Source organism: Kitasatospora sp. NPDC058032, from assembly GCF_042885845.1.
Classification (GTDB): Bacteria; Actinomycetota; Actinomycetes; order Streptomycetales; family Streptomycetaceae; genus Kitasatospora.
Genome location: NZ_JBHVRK010000005.1, coordinates 199283 through 216281, shown reverse-complemented (window position 1 = coordinate 216281; position 16999 = coordinate 199283). Strand labels below are relative to the sequence as shown.

General features: G+C 75.6%; 10 protein-coding genes. 2 read left to right on the top strand and 8 right to left on the bottom strand.

What is annotated here, in order from left to right; genetic code table 11:
* Positions 1 to 639: a PadR family transcriptional regulator gene (locus ACFVUH_RS10990; protein WP_355363741.1), complete on the bottom strand. Its 639-nt coding sequence runs from the start codon at positions 637 to 639 to the stop codon at positions 1 to 3.
* A gap of 129 nt (positions 640 to 768) precedes the next feature.
* On the opposite strand from ACFVUH_RS10990, the gene ACFVUH_RS10985 reads away from it, so the two are divergent.
* On the top strand, positions 769 to 1740 hold the full coding sequence (locus tag ACFVUH_RS10985) for an endonuclease/exonuclease/phosphatase family protein (protein ID WP_355363737.1): 972 nt from the start codon (positions 769 to 771) through the stop codon (positions 1738 to 1740).
* A 13-nt stretch (positions 1741 to 1753) separates the two neighbouring features.
* Here the strand turns inward: ACFVUH_RS10985 and ACFVUH_RS10980 are convergent, their stop codons facing one another.
* The 4 genes from ACFVUH_RS10980 to ACFVUH_RS10965 form a co-directional block, all read right to left on the bottom strand.
* The gene (locus ACFVUH_RS10980; RefSeq protein WP_387912513.1) at positions 1754 to 3022 is read right to left on the bottom strand and encodes a PP2C family protein-serine/threonine phosphatase; all 1269 of its coding nucleotides are present in this window, start codon (positions 3020 to 3022) and stop codon (positions 1754 to 1756) included.
* Positions 3023 to 3213: 191 nt separating this feature from the next.
* Positions 3214 to 6426: a UvrD-helicase domain-containing protein gene (locus tag ACFVUH_RS10975; protein WP_387912511.1), complete on the bottom strand. Its 3213-nt coding sequence runs from the start codon at positions 6424 to 6426 to the stop codon at positions 3214 to 3216.
* A gap of 96 nt (positions 6427 to 6522) precedes the next feature.
* A complete protein-coding gene (locus tag ACFVUH_RS10970; protein ID WP_387912509.1) occupies positions 6523 to 9963 on the bottom strand; it encodes an ATP-dependent helicase in 3441 nt (1146 codons plus the stop codon).
* Between the two features lie 125 nt (positions 9964 to 10088).
* Entirely contained in the window at positions 10089 to 10445 is a 357-nt protein-coding gene (locus ACFVUH_RS10965; RefSeq protein ID WP_355363728.1) for an MGMT family protein, read from the bottom strand.
* Between the two features lie 134 nt (positions 10446 to 10579).
* Between ACFVUH_RS10965 and ACFVUH_RS10960 the strand changes: the two genes are divergently transcribed.
* Complete coding sequence (locus ACFVUH_RS10960; protein ID WP_387912507.1) at positions 10580 to 13363, top strand: flippase-like domain-containing protein; 2784 nt, start codon at positions 10580 to 10582, stop codon at positions 13361 to 13363.
* A gap of 54 nt (positions 13364 to 13417) precedes the next feature.
* On the opposite strand, the gene moeZ is transcribed toward ACFVUH_RS10960, so the two are convergent.
* The 3 genes from moeZ to ACFVUH_RS10945 all read right to left on the bottom strand — a co-directional run bounded on the left by moeZ (position 13418) and on the right by ACFVUH_RS10945 (position 16971).
* A complete protein-coding gene (gene moeZ, locus ACFVUH_RS10955; protein ID WP_355363725.1) occupies positions 13418 to 14596 on the bottom strand; it encodes an adenylyltransferase/sulfurtransferase MoeZ in 1179 nt (392 codons plus the stop codon).
* 264 nt (positions 14597 to 14860) lie between these two features.
* Positions 14861 to 15859: an NAD-dependent epimerase/dehydratase family protein gene (locus ACFVUH_RS10950; protein ID WP_355363724.1), complete on the bottom strand. Its 999-nt coding sequence runs from the start codon at positions 15857 to 15859 to the stop codon at positions 14861 to 14863.
* Positions 15856 to 16971 carry a hypothetical protein gene (locus ACFVUH_RS10945; RefSeq protein ID WP_387912504.1) on the bottom strand — a complete coding sequence of 372 codons (1116 nt, stop codon included), beginning with the start codon at positions 16969 to 16971 and terminating at the stop codon, positions 15856 to 15858. Before ACFVUH_RS10945 ends, ACFVUH_RS10950 begins: the two co-directional genes overlap by 4 nt.
* Positions 16972 to 16999: the final 28 nt, after the last annotated feature.

The following is a 16999-nucleotide window of genomic DNA, read 5'->3' as shown; positions in this document are numbered from 1 at the left end:
TCAGGCCTTGCTGCGGCGGCGGCCGAACCGGGTGGGCGCGGCCGGGCCCGGGCCGTCGCGGGTCTCGGCGGCCCGCGCCTGTTCGATCTCGGCGCGCTGGGCCAGCCGGGTCTCGCAGTGGTCGAGCCAGCGGACCTCGGCCTCGGTCTGGAAGATCAGCTGTTCGAGGACGAGCAGCCAGGCGAGGTCGGAGCCGGGCTGCTCCTCGGCGCCGCCGGGGCGGGCCTCGCCGGCCAGGGCGCGGGCCTTGAGCCGGGTGTAGTCCTGGAGCGCCTTGATGCTGTGCCGGCGCTGGCCCTGGACCACGGCGGGCACGTCGACGCCGGGGACGGTGACGGCCATCGCGAGTTTGATGGCGAGTTCGTCGCGGGGCGGGTTGGTGCGCGGCACCGGGGTGTCGAACCAGGCGCGCAGTTCGGCGCGGCCGGCGTCGGTGGCCGCGTAGAACTGGTGGCCCTCCTCGTCCTCCCCGGCGGGGGCGACCAGGCCGTCGCGCTCCAGGCGGGCGAGGGTGGTGTAGACCTGGCCGACGTTGAGCGGCCAGGTGGCGCCGGTGCGCGCCTCGAACTCGGTTCTCAGTTGGTAGCCGTAGCGCGGCCCCTGGTCGAGCAGGGCGAGCAGGCCGTGGCGGATGGACATACCGAGTATGTATACCGGGTATGCTCGACGGGTCAAGCCGGAGGGGTCCGTCCGGGGGCCGGTCCGGGGTCCGGCCAGGGAGCCGACCGGGGGTCCGGCCGTCACCGGCGCCGGGTAACGTCGGGGGGCGTGAGCCAGTTGCGCATCGCCACCTTCAATCTGTTGCACGGTCAGCCGCTCGCGCCCGACGGCGCCCCGCGGCCCTTCCCCGCCGACCCCGGCGGACCGCTCGCCGAGGCCGTGGCCGCGCTGGACGCCGACGTGCTGGCGCTCCAGGAGGTGGACCGCGGCCAGGCCCGCTCCGGCGGCACCGACCAGACCGCCGTCGCCGCCAAGGCGATGGGCGCGGCCGACTGGCGGTTCGCCGCCGCGCTGCACGGCCGCCCCGCGCCGGTGGCCGGCTGGCTGCCGGAGGCCTCGGCACCCGCCGGGATCCGGGTGTACGGACCGGCCGAGGTCGGCGACGACGCGCCGCCCGCCTACGGCACGGCGCTGCTGACCCGGCTGCCGGTACAGCACTGGCGGGCCCGCCGGTTCGCGCCGGCGCCGTTCGGACTGCCGCTGCGGGTGGCCGGGCGGCGCGGGCTGACGCCGGTGCCGGACGAGCCGCGGGCCGCGCTGGCGGCCGTCCTGGAGGGCGCGCACGGCCCGTTCACCGTGGTGGCCGCGCACCTGTCGTTCGTGCCGGGCTGGAACATGGCGCAGCTGGCGGCGATCCGTCGGTGGATCGCCGACCTGCCGCAGCCGTACCTGGTGCTGGGGGACTTCAATCTGGTGGGCGCGGTGCCGCGCACGGTGCTGGGCGGGGCGAGCGCGCTGGAGCGTTCGGCGCCGCGGGTGCGGGTGCGGGAGCTGCGGGCGGCCCGCCGGGCCCGGCCGGCGCTGGTGGAGCCGCGCCGGCGGCGGGTGCGGGAGCCGCGGGCGCGGCTGCAGGGCTGGTCGGACCTGGTGCGCACGCCGACCTACCCCTCGCACCGGCCGGCGGTGCAGTTCGACCACGTTCTGGCGGTGGGGGTGCCGCGCTCCGCGGTGGGGGCGACGTCCGCGCCGCGCACGGGGGTCTCGGACCACCGGCCGCTGCTGGTGCGGGTGTCCCTCTAGGCCTCCGCCCCGGTCACTGCCGGGACAGGTGCCCGTTCTGCTGGGGGACCATCGGCAGGGGCGGGGCGGGCGGGGTGAGCGGGCGGTCGGGGTCGGCGGGGGCGTGCGCGGCGGTGACGGCGGCGACCGGGGCTCCGGCGGCCGGCGGGGGCTCGTACTGGAGGAGCAGCATGGCGGCGTCGTCGCCGAGCTGGCGCCCGACGTGGCGCACCACGTCCTCGTGCAGGCGGCGCAGCACGTCGACGGGGCCGCCGCCATGGGCGCAGCGCGGGAGGCGTTCGGCGAGCGGGTAGAAGGCGCCGGCCCGGTCGCGGGCCTCGATGACGCCGTCGGTGAAGAGCAGGACCCGGTCGCCGTGGTGCAGCGGGACGCGGTGGACCGGGGGGCGGACGTCGGCGGGGTCGAGGACGCCGAGCGGGGGCACCGTCTCGGCGAGTTCGAGCGGGCGGGCGGCCTCGGTGCCGCGCAGCAGCAGCGGGGCGGGGTGGCCGCAGTTGACGATCTCGGCGGTGCCGTCGGGGCGCACGCCGATGAGGACCAGGGTGACGAACTCCTCCTCGACACCGGGGTGGTCGTTCTCGTGCAGGGCGCGGTCGAGGCTGTCGGCGAGCCAGCCGGCGACCCGGTCGAGGGCGGCCTCCTGGTGGGCGGCCTCGCGGAAGGCGCCGAGCACGGCGGCGGCGGTCTCGACGGCGCCCAGGCCCTTGCCGCGCACGTCGCCGACGACGGCGCGCACGCCGTGCCGGGTGTTGACGACCTCGTAGAGGTCGCCGCCGATGCGGGCGTGGGCGGCGGCGGCCGCGTAGTGGACGGCGGCGCGCACGGTGCCGATCCGGTCGGGGACGGGGCGCAGCAGGACGCGGCGGGCGATCGAGGCGACGAGCTGGGCGTCGGCGAGCAACTGCTCCTGGCGCAGCCTCAAGGTGGCGCTGACCCAGCCGATCGCGGCGACGAGGACGATGGCGAAGACGGTGGCGCTGTGCACGGACTCGCCGAGCACGCCGTTGCGGAAGGCCATCAGGAACGCGGCGGCCTCGGTGAGGGCGCCGATGGCGAGGGGGTACCAGGTGCGGCGGCTGACCACGGCGGCCAGCGCGGGGACGGCGGTGAGCGCCGGTTCGACGGTCACCGCGGCGTCGGTGAAGTAGTCGAGGACGACGACCAGCACCATGCCGATGAACGGCAGCGACAGTGCCGTCCTCGGCCAGGTGCCGGTCGCGCCGGGTGCGGCCCCCGGGGCCGGCCCGGCGAACCGTTCTCTGATCCATCCGGTCGCGCTCAACTTCGGTTTCTCCAGCAGAAGACGCCGATGCCCTGGGGCACCTGCGGTGATGACTGAGGGTTAGGGAATGCGGGCGTCGCTGGCGGCCGGAGTTCGGGGGTTGACCGGTTACCGACCCCACAATATGCGCGAAACGTGCACTACGCACAGGTTTCGCCCGATGCCGTGATGACTTGAATGCTCTCCGTGACTCATTCTTCACTGTTCCCGATCAGGAGCCGTTCCAACTCTTTTCGGCCGGGAAGTCCTGCGGGTTGTTCGATTCGGCCGCTGCGGACGTACAGGAACGAGGCCGTGACCTGCTCCAGGGGAACGCCCGCCTGTTCGGCCCAGGCCAGCCGGTAGACGGCGAGTTGGAGCGGGTCGGCGGTCTCCTCCCGGTGCGTCTTCCAGTCCACCACTTCGTAGCGTGACGCGCCGCCGATTTCTGACCCGTCGTCACCGTCACGATAGACCGCGTCGATCCGGCCGCGCACCACCCGGCCCGCCAGTACCAGGTGGAAGGGCGCCTCGACCCGCAGCGGCTCGCGGTGCGCGTACGGGGTGCGCAGGAACGCCTCCTTGAGGCGCTCCAGGTCCTGCTCGTCCTCGATGCCGTCGTCGTCGGCACCGGGCAGCGCACCCGGGCCGATCAGCATCAGCGGTTCGATCCGGGACTGCACCCAGGCGTGGAAGCGGGTGCCGCGCCGGGCGGCGGGCTGCGGCGGGCGGGGCATCGGGCGGGCGAGGTCGTGCGCGAAGCCGTCCGGGTCGGCGGCCAGCCGCATCAGCTGGGTGGCGGAGAGCGAGGCGGGCAGCGGCACCTGCCGCACCCGGGTGCGGGAGCGCTCCAACTCGCCGAGCAGCGCGGTCAGGTCGCGGTCCCAGGACTCCACCAGCCGGCGGTCCTCGGGGGCCATCGGCTCGGGCTCGGGGGCGGGCTCCCCGGCCAGCCGGCGGTGCACCACCCCGGCGACCCGGCGGCGGGCGTGCTGGGCGGCCGGGTCCAGCGGCAGCGGCCAGGGGCGTTCGACGGGCGCGGCGAGCGCCGGGTTCTCCTCGCCGTCGGCGGGCGGCTCGGCCCAGGCCGTGATCTCGCCGTTGCCGGGCCGCTCGGCGTGCTCGCGCACCTGCTCCAGGAAGGCGGACGGGCCGCGCGGGGACTTCTGGCTGGGCCCCCACCAGTGGCCGGAGGCGAGCAGCAGGGCGCGCGGGCGGGTGAAGGCCACATAGCCCAGGCGCAGTTCCTCGACGGCGGAGTGCTCGGCGAGAGCGGCCCTGAACTCCTTCACGGACTTGGCGTTCCAGCCGCCGCGCACGTCGGGCAGGGTGGCGGCGTCGCCGCGCAGGCCGTGCGGCAGGACGCGCTTGGTACTGGTCCAGCGCTCGCGCGCGGACGAGGACGGGAAGGCGCCCTTGACCAGGCCGGGGACGGCGACGACGTCCCACTCCAGGCCCTTGGACCTGTGCGCGGTGAGCACCTTGACGGTGTCCTCGCCGCCGGGCAGGCCGGCGTCCAGGCCGCGGTCGTGCTCCTGGGCGGCGCGCAGGAAGCCCAGGAAGGCGGCCAGGCCGGGGTCGCCGTCGAGGTCGGCGAAGGAGGCGGCGACGTCCAGGAAGGCGTGCAGGGTCTCCCGGCGGCGGGCGGCCAGCGCCTGCGGGGAGGCGGCGAGTTCGACCTCCAGGCCGGTGACGGCGAGGACCCGGTGCAGCACGTCCATCAGCGGCTCGGCGAGCGAGCGGCGCAGCTCGCGCAGTTCGCGGGCGAGCCGGGCGAAACGGACCCGGGCCTCGGCGGAGAAGGGCAGCTCGTCGGCCTCCCGCGCGTCCAGGAAGGTCTCCAGGGCGTCGGCGAGCGAGACGACCTCGGTGGGGTCGGTCTCGGCGACGGCGGCGGCGAGCGCCTCGACGCCCTCGGGGCGCTCGGTGCGCACGAGTTCGGCGGCGCGCCGGCCGAGCAGGGCGAGGTCGCGCGGGCCGATCCGCCAGCGCGGGCCGATCAGCAGCCGCACCAGCGCGGCGTTGGCGGTCGGGTCCTGGAGCACCTCGCAGACCGCGACCAGGTCGGCGACCTCGGGCAGGTGGAGCAGCCCGCCGAGGCCGACCACCTCGACCGGCACCTCCCGGGCGACCAGTGCGGCGTGCACGTCGGGGAAGGCGGCGCCGCCCCGGCACAGCACGGCGATCCGGCCGGGGGCGGTACCGGTGCGCACCAGGTGGGCGATCTCGTCGGCCAGCCAGTCGATCTCCTCGGCGTGGGTGGGCAGCAGCGCGGCCCGCACCCGGCCGTCGGTCTCGGCGCCGGGGGCGGGGCGCAGCGCCTCGACGCCCTCGTGCATGGCGCGCAGCGGCGCCGCGAGTTCGTTGGCGAAGGCGAGCAGCCGTCCGCCGCTGCGGCGGTTCTCGCTGAGCGCGTACCGGTCGGCGAGGGTCCCGTCGGCGTTCGGGAAGTGGCGGGGGAAGTCGTCGAGGTTGGCGACGGAGGCGCCGCGCCAGCCGTAGATGGCCTGGCAGGGGTCGCCGACGGCGGTGACGGGGTGGCCGGGGGCGGTGCCGTCGGGGCCGGCGCCGAACAGTCCGGCGAGCATCAGGCGCTGGGCGACGGAGGTGTCCTGGTACTCGTCGAGCAGCACGACCCGGTACTGGTCGCGCAGCAGGGCGCCGACCTCGGGGCGCTGCTGGGCGAGGCGGGCGGCGGCGGCGATCTGGTCGCCGAAGTCCATCAGGCCGGCGGCGGTCTTGCGGCGCCGGTAGTCCTCGACCAGGCGCAGCAGTTCCAGCCGGGCGCGGGCGGTGGCGGGCACGGCCCGCAGGTCCTCGTTGCCGAGCCTGACGCCGGCGAGGGTGTCGAGCAGGTCCTCGTCGAAGGCGCGCAGGGCGGCGGGCTCGACGAGGTGCTCGGCGAGTTCGCCGTCGAGGGCGGTGAGGTCGGCGACCAGGTTGGTGAAGGTGCCGGTGAGCGCGGGGAAGGGGCCGCGGGCGGTGCGCAGCACCTTGGCGGCGAGCTGGAAGCGGGTGGCGTCGGCGAGCAGCCGGACGTCGGGTTCGATGCCGATGCGCAGGCCGTGTTCCTTGAGCAGGCGGCCGGCGAAGGCGTGGTAGGTGGAGATCTCGGGTTCGCCGAGCGCCTCGCCGTCCTCGGGATCGGTGACCTCGGCACGGTGCAGGGCGGCGCGGACGCGTTCGGCGAGTTCGCCGGCGGCCTTGTTGGTGAAGGTGAGACCGAGGACCTGTTCGGGGCGCACCGCGCCGGAGCCGACCAGCCAGACGACCCGGGCGGCCATCACGGTGGTCTTGCCGGAGCCGGCGCCGGCGACGATGACGGCCGGCCGCAGCGGGGCGCCGATGGCCGCCATCTGCTCCCGGTTGAAGGGGATGCCCAGCAGCTCCTTGAGCTGGTCGGGATGGCTGAGCACGGCGGTCACCACGCAACGGTAGCCGGGGTCGCCGACAGCCGGGGGTCCGCTGTGGCGACGGCCACGTGCCGCGTCCGCCACATCCGGTGTCCACCGGCCGTTGCGCTACTCGACGAGCTGGGCGCCGTCGCGCTGGGCGGAGCAGCTGCGGCGGAAGGCGCAGCGGTCGCAGCCGCCGCCGGTCTGCGGGACGAACCGCTCGGCGAGGATCCGCCCGGCGGCGTCGGCGAGCAGGTTCTCGATCCACGGCTCGCCCTCGGGCGGGTCCTGGCGCTGCACCTTGGGCGCGTCGGCGGCGGCCTTGTCGGGCTTGCGCAGCTGGACGAGTTCGGCGCCGCCGGACTCGGGGGAGGCGGCGTCGAAGCCGGGCAGCCCGTTGAGGGCGCCGGAGCGCACGGCGAGCTGGTAGACGGCGAGCTGCTTGTGCTCGGGCAGGGACTTGTCGGTGGGCGTCTGCTTGCCGGTCTTGAAGTCGACGACGTAGGCGCGGCCGGCCTCGTCCTTCTCGACGCGGTCCATCGAGCCGCGGATGCGCACCTGGACGCCGCCGGCGTCGAGGGTGACGTCGAAGCCGTGCTCGGTGGCGACGACATCGCGGCCGCGGGCCATCACGTGCCAGGCGAGGAAGCGCTCCAGGGCGGCGCGGGCCTCGGTCTTCTCCTGCTGGGACTTCCAGGGGGCGTCGAAGGCCAGCGCGTCCCAGACGGTGTCCAGGCGTTCCATCAGCACGGCGAGGTCGGCGGGGGTGCGGCCGGAGCCGACCTCGTCGGCGAGGGCGTGCACGACGTTGCCGAAGCCCTGCGCGGCGGACGAGGTGCCGCGGGCCTTGACCTCCTTGTCGAGGAACCACTGCAGCGAGCAGTTCTCCAGCTGTTCCAGGCCGCTGCCGGACAGCCGCACCGGCAGGTCGGCGGAGCGCAGCGGGTCGGGGGCCGCGGTCGGGTCCTCCAGGCCCCACCAGCTCTCGGGGCGGGCGGCGGGCACCAGCGGGCGGTCCTCGTCGTCGGTGGCGAGGGCGAGGACGGCGAGCCGTTCGGCGGCGGCGCGGCGCAGTTCGGGCGAGCGGGCGGGGTCGACGGTGACCGCGCGCAGCTCGGCGACCAGCGCGGGCACGGCGAGCGGGCGGCGCGGGCGGTGGGTGACGTCCTCGACGGTGACCGGCGGGGTGCGCCGCAGGACGCGGCCGGTGCGCGGGTCGACGTCCTCGCGGTAGAGCTCGCGCAGGAAGCGGGACGGCTGGTCGCCGTCGTCGGCGGGGGCCTTGACGGCGGTGACGACGAGCCGGTCCTTGGCGCGGGTGGCGGCGACGTAGAAGAGGCGGCGCTCCTCGGCGAGCAGCGCGGCGGGGGTGAGCGGTTCGGCGAGGCCGTCGCGGCCGATCCGGTCGGCCTCCAGCAGGGAGCCGCGGCGGCGCAGGTCGGGCCAGAGGCCGTCCTGGACGCCGGCGACGACGACCAGGCGCCATTCCAGGCCCTTGGCGCGGTGAGCGGTCATCAGCCGGACGGCCTCGGGGCGCACGGTGCGCACGGTGAGGGTGTCGGCGGCGATGTCCTGGGCCTCCAGTTCGGCGAGCAGGTCGAGGGCGCCGCGGTGGCCGGTGACCTGCTCCTCGGCGCGGGCGGCGGTCTCGAACAGGGCGCAGACCGCGTCGAGGTCGCGGTCGGCGTTGCGGCCGGCGGCGCCGCCGCGCAGGGCGGCCCGCTCCAGGCGCTCGCGCCAGCGGCGGGAGCCGTCCCACAGCTGCCAGAGGGCGTCCTCGGCGGTGCAGCCGCCGGCCAGGGACTCGCGGACCTTGCGCAGCAGGGTGCCGAGGTCGTGGGCGCGGCGGGCGTACGGGGCATCGATGACGGCGAGGCGCTCGGGTTCGGCGAGGGCCTCGCGCAGGAGTTCGCCGGCCGGGCGGGGCACGGCGGCGGGCGCGCTTCCGGCGCCGTCGGCGGACCCGTCCGCGGACCCGGCGCGCAGGGCGGCGCGCTCCTCCTCGCGCAGGGTGCGGCCGAGGCGGCGCAGGTCGGCGCCGTCGAGGCCGCCGAGCGGGCCGGTGAGCAGGGCGTGGGCGAGGTCGGTGGTGAGCGGGTCGGGCGTGCCCGGGCCGCCGCCGTCCGCGGCCTCGCCGTCCTCGCCGTCCTCGCCGTCCTCGCCCTCCTCGCCGTCCCCGCGGTCCTCTCCGCCGTCCTGCCGGTTCCGGACGGCCTGCTCGGCGCAGACCCGCAGCGCGAGCAGCAGCTGGGCGACGGCCGGCTCCTCGCGCAGCGGCAGGTCGTCGCCGTCGATCTCCAGCGGGACGCCGGCCGCGCCGAGCGCCCGCCGCACCCCGGGGATGGACCGGGCGCCGGCCCGGACCAGGACGGCCATCTCGCCCCACGGCACGCCGTCCTCCAGGTGGGCGCGGCGCAGCAGGTCGGCGACGGAGTCCAGTTCGGCGCCGGGGGTCGGGTAGGTGGAGACCTCGACCCGGCCGCCCTCGCGGGCGGGCAGCGGGGCGCGGTGCTGGGCGAGCTTGTCGGCGGGCAGCCGGCCCATCGGCATCCGGCGGGTGAGTTCGCGGGCGGCGGCGAGCAGCACGGCGCCCGAGCGGCGCGAGACCCGCAGCACCTTGACGTCGGCGGGGCGGCCGTCGGCGTGCCGGAAGGTCTGCGGGAACTCCAGGATGCCGTTGATGTCGGCACCGCGGAACGCGTAGATCGACTGGTCGGGGTCGCCGACGGCGACCAGTTCGCGCCCGCCGCCGGCGAGCCGGCTCAGCAGCCGGACCTGGGCGGGGTCGGTGTCCTGGTACTCGTCGACGAAGACCGCGTCGTAGCGCTCGCGCAGGTCCCGTTCGACCTCGGGGCGTTCGGCGAGCAGCACGGCCCGGTGCACCAGCTCCGCGTAGTCGAGGACGCCGCGCAGGTCCAGCACGTCGAGGTAGTCGGCGAGGAAGTGCGCGGCGGCGGCCCAGTCGGGGCGCCGCACGCCCTCGGCGAAGCGGGCCAGCTCGGCCTCGCCGAGGCCGAGCTCGCGGCTGCGGGCGAGCACGGCGCGGACCTCGTCGGCGAAGCCGCGGGTGGTGAGGCAGGCGCGCAGGTCGAGCGGCCAGGCGATCCGGGACCGGCCGCGCCGGGCGTCCTCGGCGCCGCCGGCGAGCAGCTCGCGGACCATGACGTCCTGCTCGGGGCCGGAGAGCAGGCGCAGCGGCTCGGCGTAGTCGGCCGGGTCCTGGTGGGCGCGGAGCAGGGCGTAGCAGAAGGAGTGGAAGGTGGTGGCCTGCGGGGCGGCGGCGCGGGCGCCGGCGGCGGTGGCGGAGAGCCGCCCGGCCATCCGGTCGCGCAGCTCCATGGCGGCCTTGCGGCTGAAGGTGAGGACGAGGATCCGCTCGGGGTCCGCGCCGTTCTCGATCCGCCGGGCGACGGCCTCGACGAGGGTGGTGGTCTTGCCGGTCCCCGGCCCGGCGAGCACCAGCAGCGGGCCGCCCGCGTGCTCGACCACGGCGCGCTGGTAGGCGTCGAGCTCGGGCGGGGCGGGCGGCACGAGGGGGCTGCGCACCAGACGGTAGGGGGAGGTCACGGACGTCCTGGGGGTCGTGCTCGGGCAACTGCGGGCGGGCCCGCCGAGGGGCCCGCCGTATCGAGCCTACGGTCCTGCTCCGTCATTCCCGTCCGCGCACGGGATTCCGCCGGTCCCGGCGCCGGTCACCCCTCGACGGGCCCGCCGTCCCAGCGGGCGCGCCGCAGGTCGACCCGGGGCGGGTCGGCGAGCTCGCGCAGCGGGGTGCCCTCGTCGCCGTAGTGGGCGAGGGCGCGGTGCTCGTGGCCGGGCAGCAGCCGGCCGTCGGCACGGATCACCCGCCACCAGGGCACGGCGCCGCCGTACAGGGCCATCACCCGGCCGACCTGCCGGGGGCCGCCCTGGCCGAGGTACTCGGCGACGTCTCCGTAGGTCATCACCCGGCCGGGTGGAATCCGCTCGGTCAGGTCGAGCACCAGTTCGGCGAAGGGCGGCAGCTCGCCGGGGCCGGCGTCGTGGGTGTCGTCCGTCACCTGCGGCATTCTTCCGCATCCGGCCGCTCCGCGGGCCCGGTGGGCAGGATCCGCCGCGCCCGATCCGGCCCCTGTCCAGCGCGGGGAGCCGAGGCATGCCACCATCTTCGGGGCGGTGAGTGGTGATACGAGGACAAGACCAGATGACCGGGACGGCTGACGTGGGTGTGGACGAGGGCTCCGACGAGTCCTCCGACGGCATGCCCGCAGGTGGCGGCGGTGACGCCGCCGAGGCGCCACCGGAAGTCTCCCTGATCAAGGACCGGACGATCAAGAGCCCGCAGCCAGCCCGCCCCGCGACCGGGGCCCCCGCCGTCGTACCGAACCAGCCGACCGCGCCCGAGGCGGCGGGGCCCGCGCCGTCCGCGCCCGTGCCGTCCGCGACCGCCCCGTCCGCGTCGGTCCCGCCGGACGACCCCGGCCCGCGTCCCGGCCACGACCCGCTGGACGACGCCCCGCACCTGGACGTCGACGAACCGCTGCTCGCCGCCCGCGCGCACCGGCCCTCCGACCTCATCCGCTTCCTGGCCGGCGTCTTCGGCATCGTCGCGGTCTTCGTGCTGGCCGGGGTGGCGACCTCCACCACCACCGGCATCGAGATCGACATCGCCGAGAACGCGCCCCGCTTCTCCCCGGTGCTCTCCACCATCACCGGCCTGATCTCCAACGTCGCGGTGCTGGCCGTCCCGCTCGCCTTCGCGGTCGAACGGCTGATCAAGCGCGACGGCCTGCGGGTCGCCGACGGCGTGCTCGCCTCGGTGCTGGCCTACGGCGTCTCGCTGGGCATCGACTGGTGGGTCGCCGAGGGCGCCTCCGAGCACATCCGGGACGCCCTGACCCGCTTCCCGCTGGACTCCGTCGGCACCCTCACCGACCCGGTGCACGGCTACCTCGCCCCGGTGATCGCCTACATGACGGCGGTCGGCATGTCGAGCAGACCCCGGTGGCGGGTCGCCCTGTGGGTGGTGGTCGTGTTCAGCGGCATCACCGAGCTGCTCGGCGGCTACACCACCCCGCTGTCCCTGCTGCTCACCGTCCTGATCGGCTGGTCCGTCGCCTACGGCACCCTCTACGCGATCGGCTCGCCGAACATCCGGCCCACCGGCCAGCACCTGATGATCGGCCTGCGCAAGGTCGGCTTCACCCCGGCGAGCGCCCACCGCGCCCCCGACGCCCCCGGCGGCACCCGCCGCTACCTGGTCGCCCAGCAGAGCGGCCCGCCGCTGGACGTCCACATCGTCGACCGCGAGCAGCAGGCCTCCGGCTTCTTCTACCGGGCCTGGCGGCGGCTGCGGCTGCGTTCGGTGGCCGTGCGGCGCAGCCCGCAGTCGCTGCGCCAGGCGCTGGAGCAGGAGGCGCTGATCGCCTACGCGGCCGCCGCCTCCGGGGCCCGCGCCCCGCAGCTGGTCGCCACCTCCGAGCTGGGCCCGGACGCCGCGATCCTGGTCTACGAGAACGTCGAGGGCCGCACCCTGGACGACCTCGCCGACGAGGAGGTCACCGACCAGGTGATGGCCTCGCTGTGGGAGTCGGTCGCCGCCCTGCACGAGCGCCGGATCGCCCACCGCCGGCTGACCGGCGAGTCGCTGCTGGTCGTCGACGAGAAGGCGGCGTGCCTGGTCAACCTCTCCGGCGGTGACATCGCCGCCACCGACCTGACCCTGCGCATCGACGTCGCCCAGCTGCTCACCACCTTCGCGCTGCGGATCGGCCCCGAGCGGACGGTCGCCACCGCCAACGCGGTGCTCGGCGCCGAGCGGGTCGCCCAGGCGCTGCCACTGCTGCAGCCGGTCGGCATGAGCCGCTCGACCCGCGTCGACCTGAAGAAGGTCACCAAGGAGCGCAAGGCCGCCGCCCGGGCCCGGGCGCTGGAACAGGTCGCCGCGGGCGAGCGCACCCAGCAGCAGGCCGAGGAGGACATCGCGGCCGCCGGCGAGGACCTGCTCAGCCGGATCCGCGCCCAGATCCTGCAGATCGCCCCCGAGGCGCCGATGGAGCCGGCCAGGCTGGAGCGGCTCAAGCCGAAGAGCCTGATCATGGTGGTCGCGCTCACCTTCGCCGCCTACCTGACGCTGACCACCGTCAAGCCGGCCCAGCTCAAGCTCTCCCAGATGGACTGGGCGTGGGCGGCGGCGGCGCTGGCCGCGGCCGCGTTCTCCTACGTCGCCGCGTCGATGAGCCTGACCGGCTTCGTCCCGGAGAAGCTGCCGTTCCGCCGCACCGTGGCTGCCCAGCTCGCCGGGTCCTTCGTGAAGCTGGTCGCCCCGGCGGCGATCGGCGGCATCGCGCTGAACACCCGCTACCTGCAGAAGGCGGGCATCCGCTCCGGCCAGGCGGTCGCCTCGGTCGGCGCCTCCCAGCTGGCCGGCCTGGCCGGGCACCTGCTGCTGCTGTTCAGCTTCGGCCTGATCACCGGCAGCCAGACCAACGGCGACCTCTCCGCCTCCCGCGCGGTGATCATCGGTGTGCTGAGCGCCGCCGTGCTGGCCCTGGTGGTCGCGGCGGTCGCCCCGCTGCGGCGGTTCGTGCTGAACCGGCTGCGCTCGCTGTTCTTCGGCGTGGTGCCCCGGATGCTCGACCTGATGCAGACGCCCAGCAAGCTGATCACCGGCTTCGGCGGCATCCTGCTGCTGACCCTGTCCTTCACCGCCTGCCTGGACGCCTCGGTGCGGGCCTTCGGCGGCTCGATCTCCTTCTCGGCGGTCGCCGTGGTCTTCCTGACCGCCAACGCGGCCGGCTCCGCGATCCCCACCCCCGGCGGCATCGGCCCGATCGAGGTCGCGCTGATCAGTGCGCTGACCTTCGCCGACGTGCCGACGTCCGTCGCCACCCCGGCGGTCTTCCTCTACCGGGCGCTCACCTTCTGGCTGCCGGTGCTGCCCGGCTGGATCTCCTACAACGTGCTCCAGCGCAAGGGCGCGCTGTAGGTCGCCGGACATGCGGAAGGGCCCGCCGGAGCGGGCCCTTCCGGACGTTCGGGATCAGTACACCGGCTTGTGCGGCTCGATCTGGTTGACCCAGCCGAGCACGCCGCCGCCCAGGTGGACGGCGTTGGCGAAGCCGGCCGACTTCACCACGGCCAGCACCTCCGCCGAGCGGACGCCCGACTTGCAGTGCAGCACGATCTTCTTGTCCTGCGGCAGCTGCTCCAGCGCGTTGCCCATCAGGAACTCGTTCTTCGGGATCAGCACCGCGCCGGGGATGCTGACGATCTCGTACTCACCGGGCTCGCGGACGTCGATGAGGTAGATGTCCTCCTCGTCGTCCTGCCACTGCTTGAGCTGCTTCGAGGTGATCGTCGAACCGGCGGCCGCGGCCTGCGCCTCCTCCGACACGACGCCGCAGAAGGCCTCGTAGTCGATCAGCTCGGTGACGGTCGGGTTCTCGCCGCAGACCGCGCAGTTCGGGTCCTTGCGGACCTTCACCTGGCGGTAGTTCATCTCCAGGGCGTCGTAGATCATCAGCCGGCCGACCAGCGGGTCGCCGACCCCGGCCAGCAGCTTGATCGCCTCGGTGACCTGGATCGAACCGATCGACGCGCAGAGCACGCCCAGCACGCCGCCCTCGGCGCAGGACGGGACCATGCCCGGCGGCGGCGCCTCCGGGTAGAGGCAGCGGTAGCAGGGGCCGTGCTCGGCCCAGAACACGCTCGCCTGGCCGTCGAAGCGGTAGATCGAGCCCCACACGTACGGCTTGCCGAGCAGCACCGCGGCGTCGTTCACCAGGTAGCGGGTGGCGAAGTTGTCCGTGCCGTCCACGATCAGGTCGTAGCCGGAGAAGATCTCCATGACGTTGGAGTTGTCGAGGCGCTCCTCGTGGAGGATCACGTCGACGTAGGGGTTGATCTCCTTGACGGAGTCCCGCGCCGACTCGCCCTTCGAACGGCCGATGTCCGACTGGCCGTGGATGATCTGGCGCTGCAGGTTCGACTCGTCGACCACATCGAACTCGACGATGCCGAGCGTGCCCACACCCGCCGCCGCCAGGTACATCAGCGCGGGCGAGCCCAGGCCGCCGGCGCCGACGCACAGCACCTTGGCGTTCTTCAGCCGCTTCTGCCCGGCCATGCCCACATCGGGGATGATCAGGTGGCGGGAGTACCTGCGGACCTCGTCAACGGTGAGCTCGTCGGCCGGCTCGACCAGGGGTGGCAGCGACACGGGGACTCCGATGGTCGTCAAGTTCAGGTGGCCAGGGCCAACCTCTAGGGGCTTGTTGCTCCGCCACCGAGGTGGCTCTGCTACGCCAACAGTGTCATGCCGCTCCGGTATTCCGAGACAGCTCGTCCGATGGGCGAGACGGGCCGAGCCGGATGGTGGGACCACGGAGCAGGCCCCGAATCGGCCCCCGCGGGGGCGTCCGGGGCCTGTCGGGGCCCTGCGCGCGGGCTCGCGGGTCCGGCCGGGACCCGCGGTGCCGGAGGATCAGACCCGGCAGGCCGTTTCCAGCCAGACGTCCCCCAGCGACTCCTCCAGCGGCACCTGCGTCCGCCAGCCGAGACGGTCCCGGGCGGTGCGCACGTCCGCCTGCCGCCACGGCACCGGCTCGCCCGGGGCCGCCCGTCCCTCGCCCGGCCGCGACTCCGGACGGTGGCCCGGCAGGTGGTGCGCGAGCACGTGCCCCGGCACGTGCTCGACCGGCCCGCCGGCCTGCGCGGGCAGCACGACCTGCCGGTTCTCCTCCACGATCGCCCCCTCGAAACCCGACGCCCGGACCAGCAGCTGGGCCGCCTCGCGCGCCCGGACGGCGTGCCCGCTCCCGATGTTGATCACCCCCGTCGCCGCCGACACCGCCGCCGCCTGGATCGCCCGCGCGACGTCCCGCACGTCCACGAAATCCCGGTATCCGGACAGGTCCGGCATCCGCACCTGCGACTCTTCGCGCTCCAGCGCCCGCCGCAGGCCCTCCGCGAGGCGCCCGAACAGCGAGGCGGTCGGCGCCCCCGGCCCCACCACGTCGAACACCCGCAGCACCGCCGCGTCCAGCCCCGAGGCCAGCACCAGCTCCGTCCCGGCCAGCTTCGACACCCCGTACGGGCCCACCGGGCGCGGCTCGGCGCTCTCCGGCACCGGGACCCCGCCCGGCACCGGCCCGTACTCGGCCGCCGAGCCGACGTGCACCAGCCGGGCGGGCTCCCGGCTGCGCCGGATGCCCTCGCAGACCGTCGCCACGGCGAGCGTGTTGGCCCGGATCAGCGTGCGCGAGCTGCCGTAGGTGGCGCCCGCGCAGTTGATCACCACCTGCGGCGCGACCGCGTCCAGGAACCGGGCCAGGGCCCCCGGACTGCCGGTGGTCAGGTCGAAACGGATGTCGGCGGAATCACGCCGGCCGAGCACCGTCACCTGCAACTCCGGATCCACGAGCAGGCGGTCGGTGACCCGGCGGCCGATGAAGCCGTCGGCGCCCAGCAGCAGCACCCTCATCGGGGGGTGTCCTTCCACGAAGCCAGACCTGGTGCGGCCTGGCGGGTCCGAGTGAACAACGGGAGATCGAGCGGAACGAACGGACGGAACGGGACGAGCGGAACGGGCGGAACAGGCGGGTCGACCGGTCGGCGCGCACGGGCGTGCGCGGGGCGGGTCACCGGTGCGCCTCGGGACGGCCCAGCACCGGCCACGCGTACACCAGCAGGGCCAGCGCCACCGCGCCGCCCGCGAACGGTGCGGACACCGCCGCGCCCGCCGCCCCCGCCAGCGCGCCCAGCCCGGCCGCCCCCCGTCCGGCCGCAGCCTGCCAGCAGCACGGTCAGCACCAGCAGCAGGCCGAGCACCCCCTGCCCCGCCCACTGCGCGGGCCCGGCACGCTCGACCGCCAGGTGCAGCAGCCCGCCGCCGTGCCCCGGCCCCGGGCGCGGCGCGAGGGCGGTCAGCACGGCGAGCGCCGCGAAGGTCAGCGCGGCCAGCACCGCCAGGTGCAGCGCCAGCGCCACCGGGAGCACCGGCCGCATCCGGGAGCGGAACTCGGCCAGCGTCGCCGCCGCCCCCAGATGACCCCGGCCGACCTGCCGGAACCACCGGGCCGCCCACTGCGCCGACCCGGCCGACAGCGCCGCCGCCAGCACCAGCGCCACCGCCACCCGCCGCTCCCCCGGCCCGCCCGCCGTCACCGCCGACGGCACCAGCAGCAGCGCCGCCACCCCCGCCCCGCGCAGGCGCCCGGCCGGGCCGGACGGCCCGGCGGCCACCGGCACGAACGCGAGCGGAACGGCCGCCGCCGCCAGCACGGGCCGGCCCCCGCCGAGGGAGACCGCCGCCGCACACGGCAGCACGGCCGCCACCGCCGTCCGCACCGCGGCACCGCACCGCCGCTGCCAGCTCTCCTCCGGCCCTGCCGCCGCCTCGGCGGGCGGGCGGCGCGGCACCCGGGCGTACAGCTCCTCGGCGAGCGAGAACAGATCGGCGTGCCGGCACCGGGCCGCGACCGCCGGGCCCAGCCCGGCCTCCTCCAGCCCGGCGGCGATCTCCAGCGGGTCGACGGCCCGCTCGCAGAGCAGCCGGTACTCGGCCATCACCTCCCGGACCGGGTCCCCCGACACCTCCCCGGACCGCACCGCCTCCCCCACC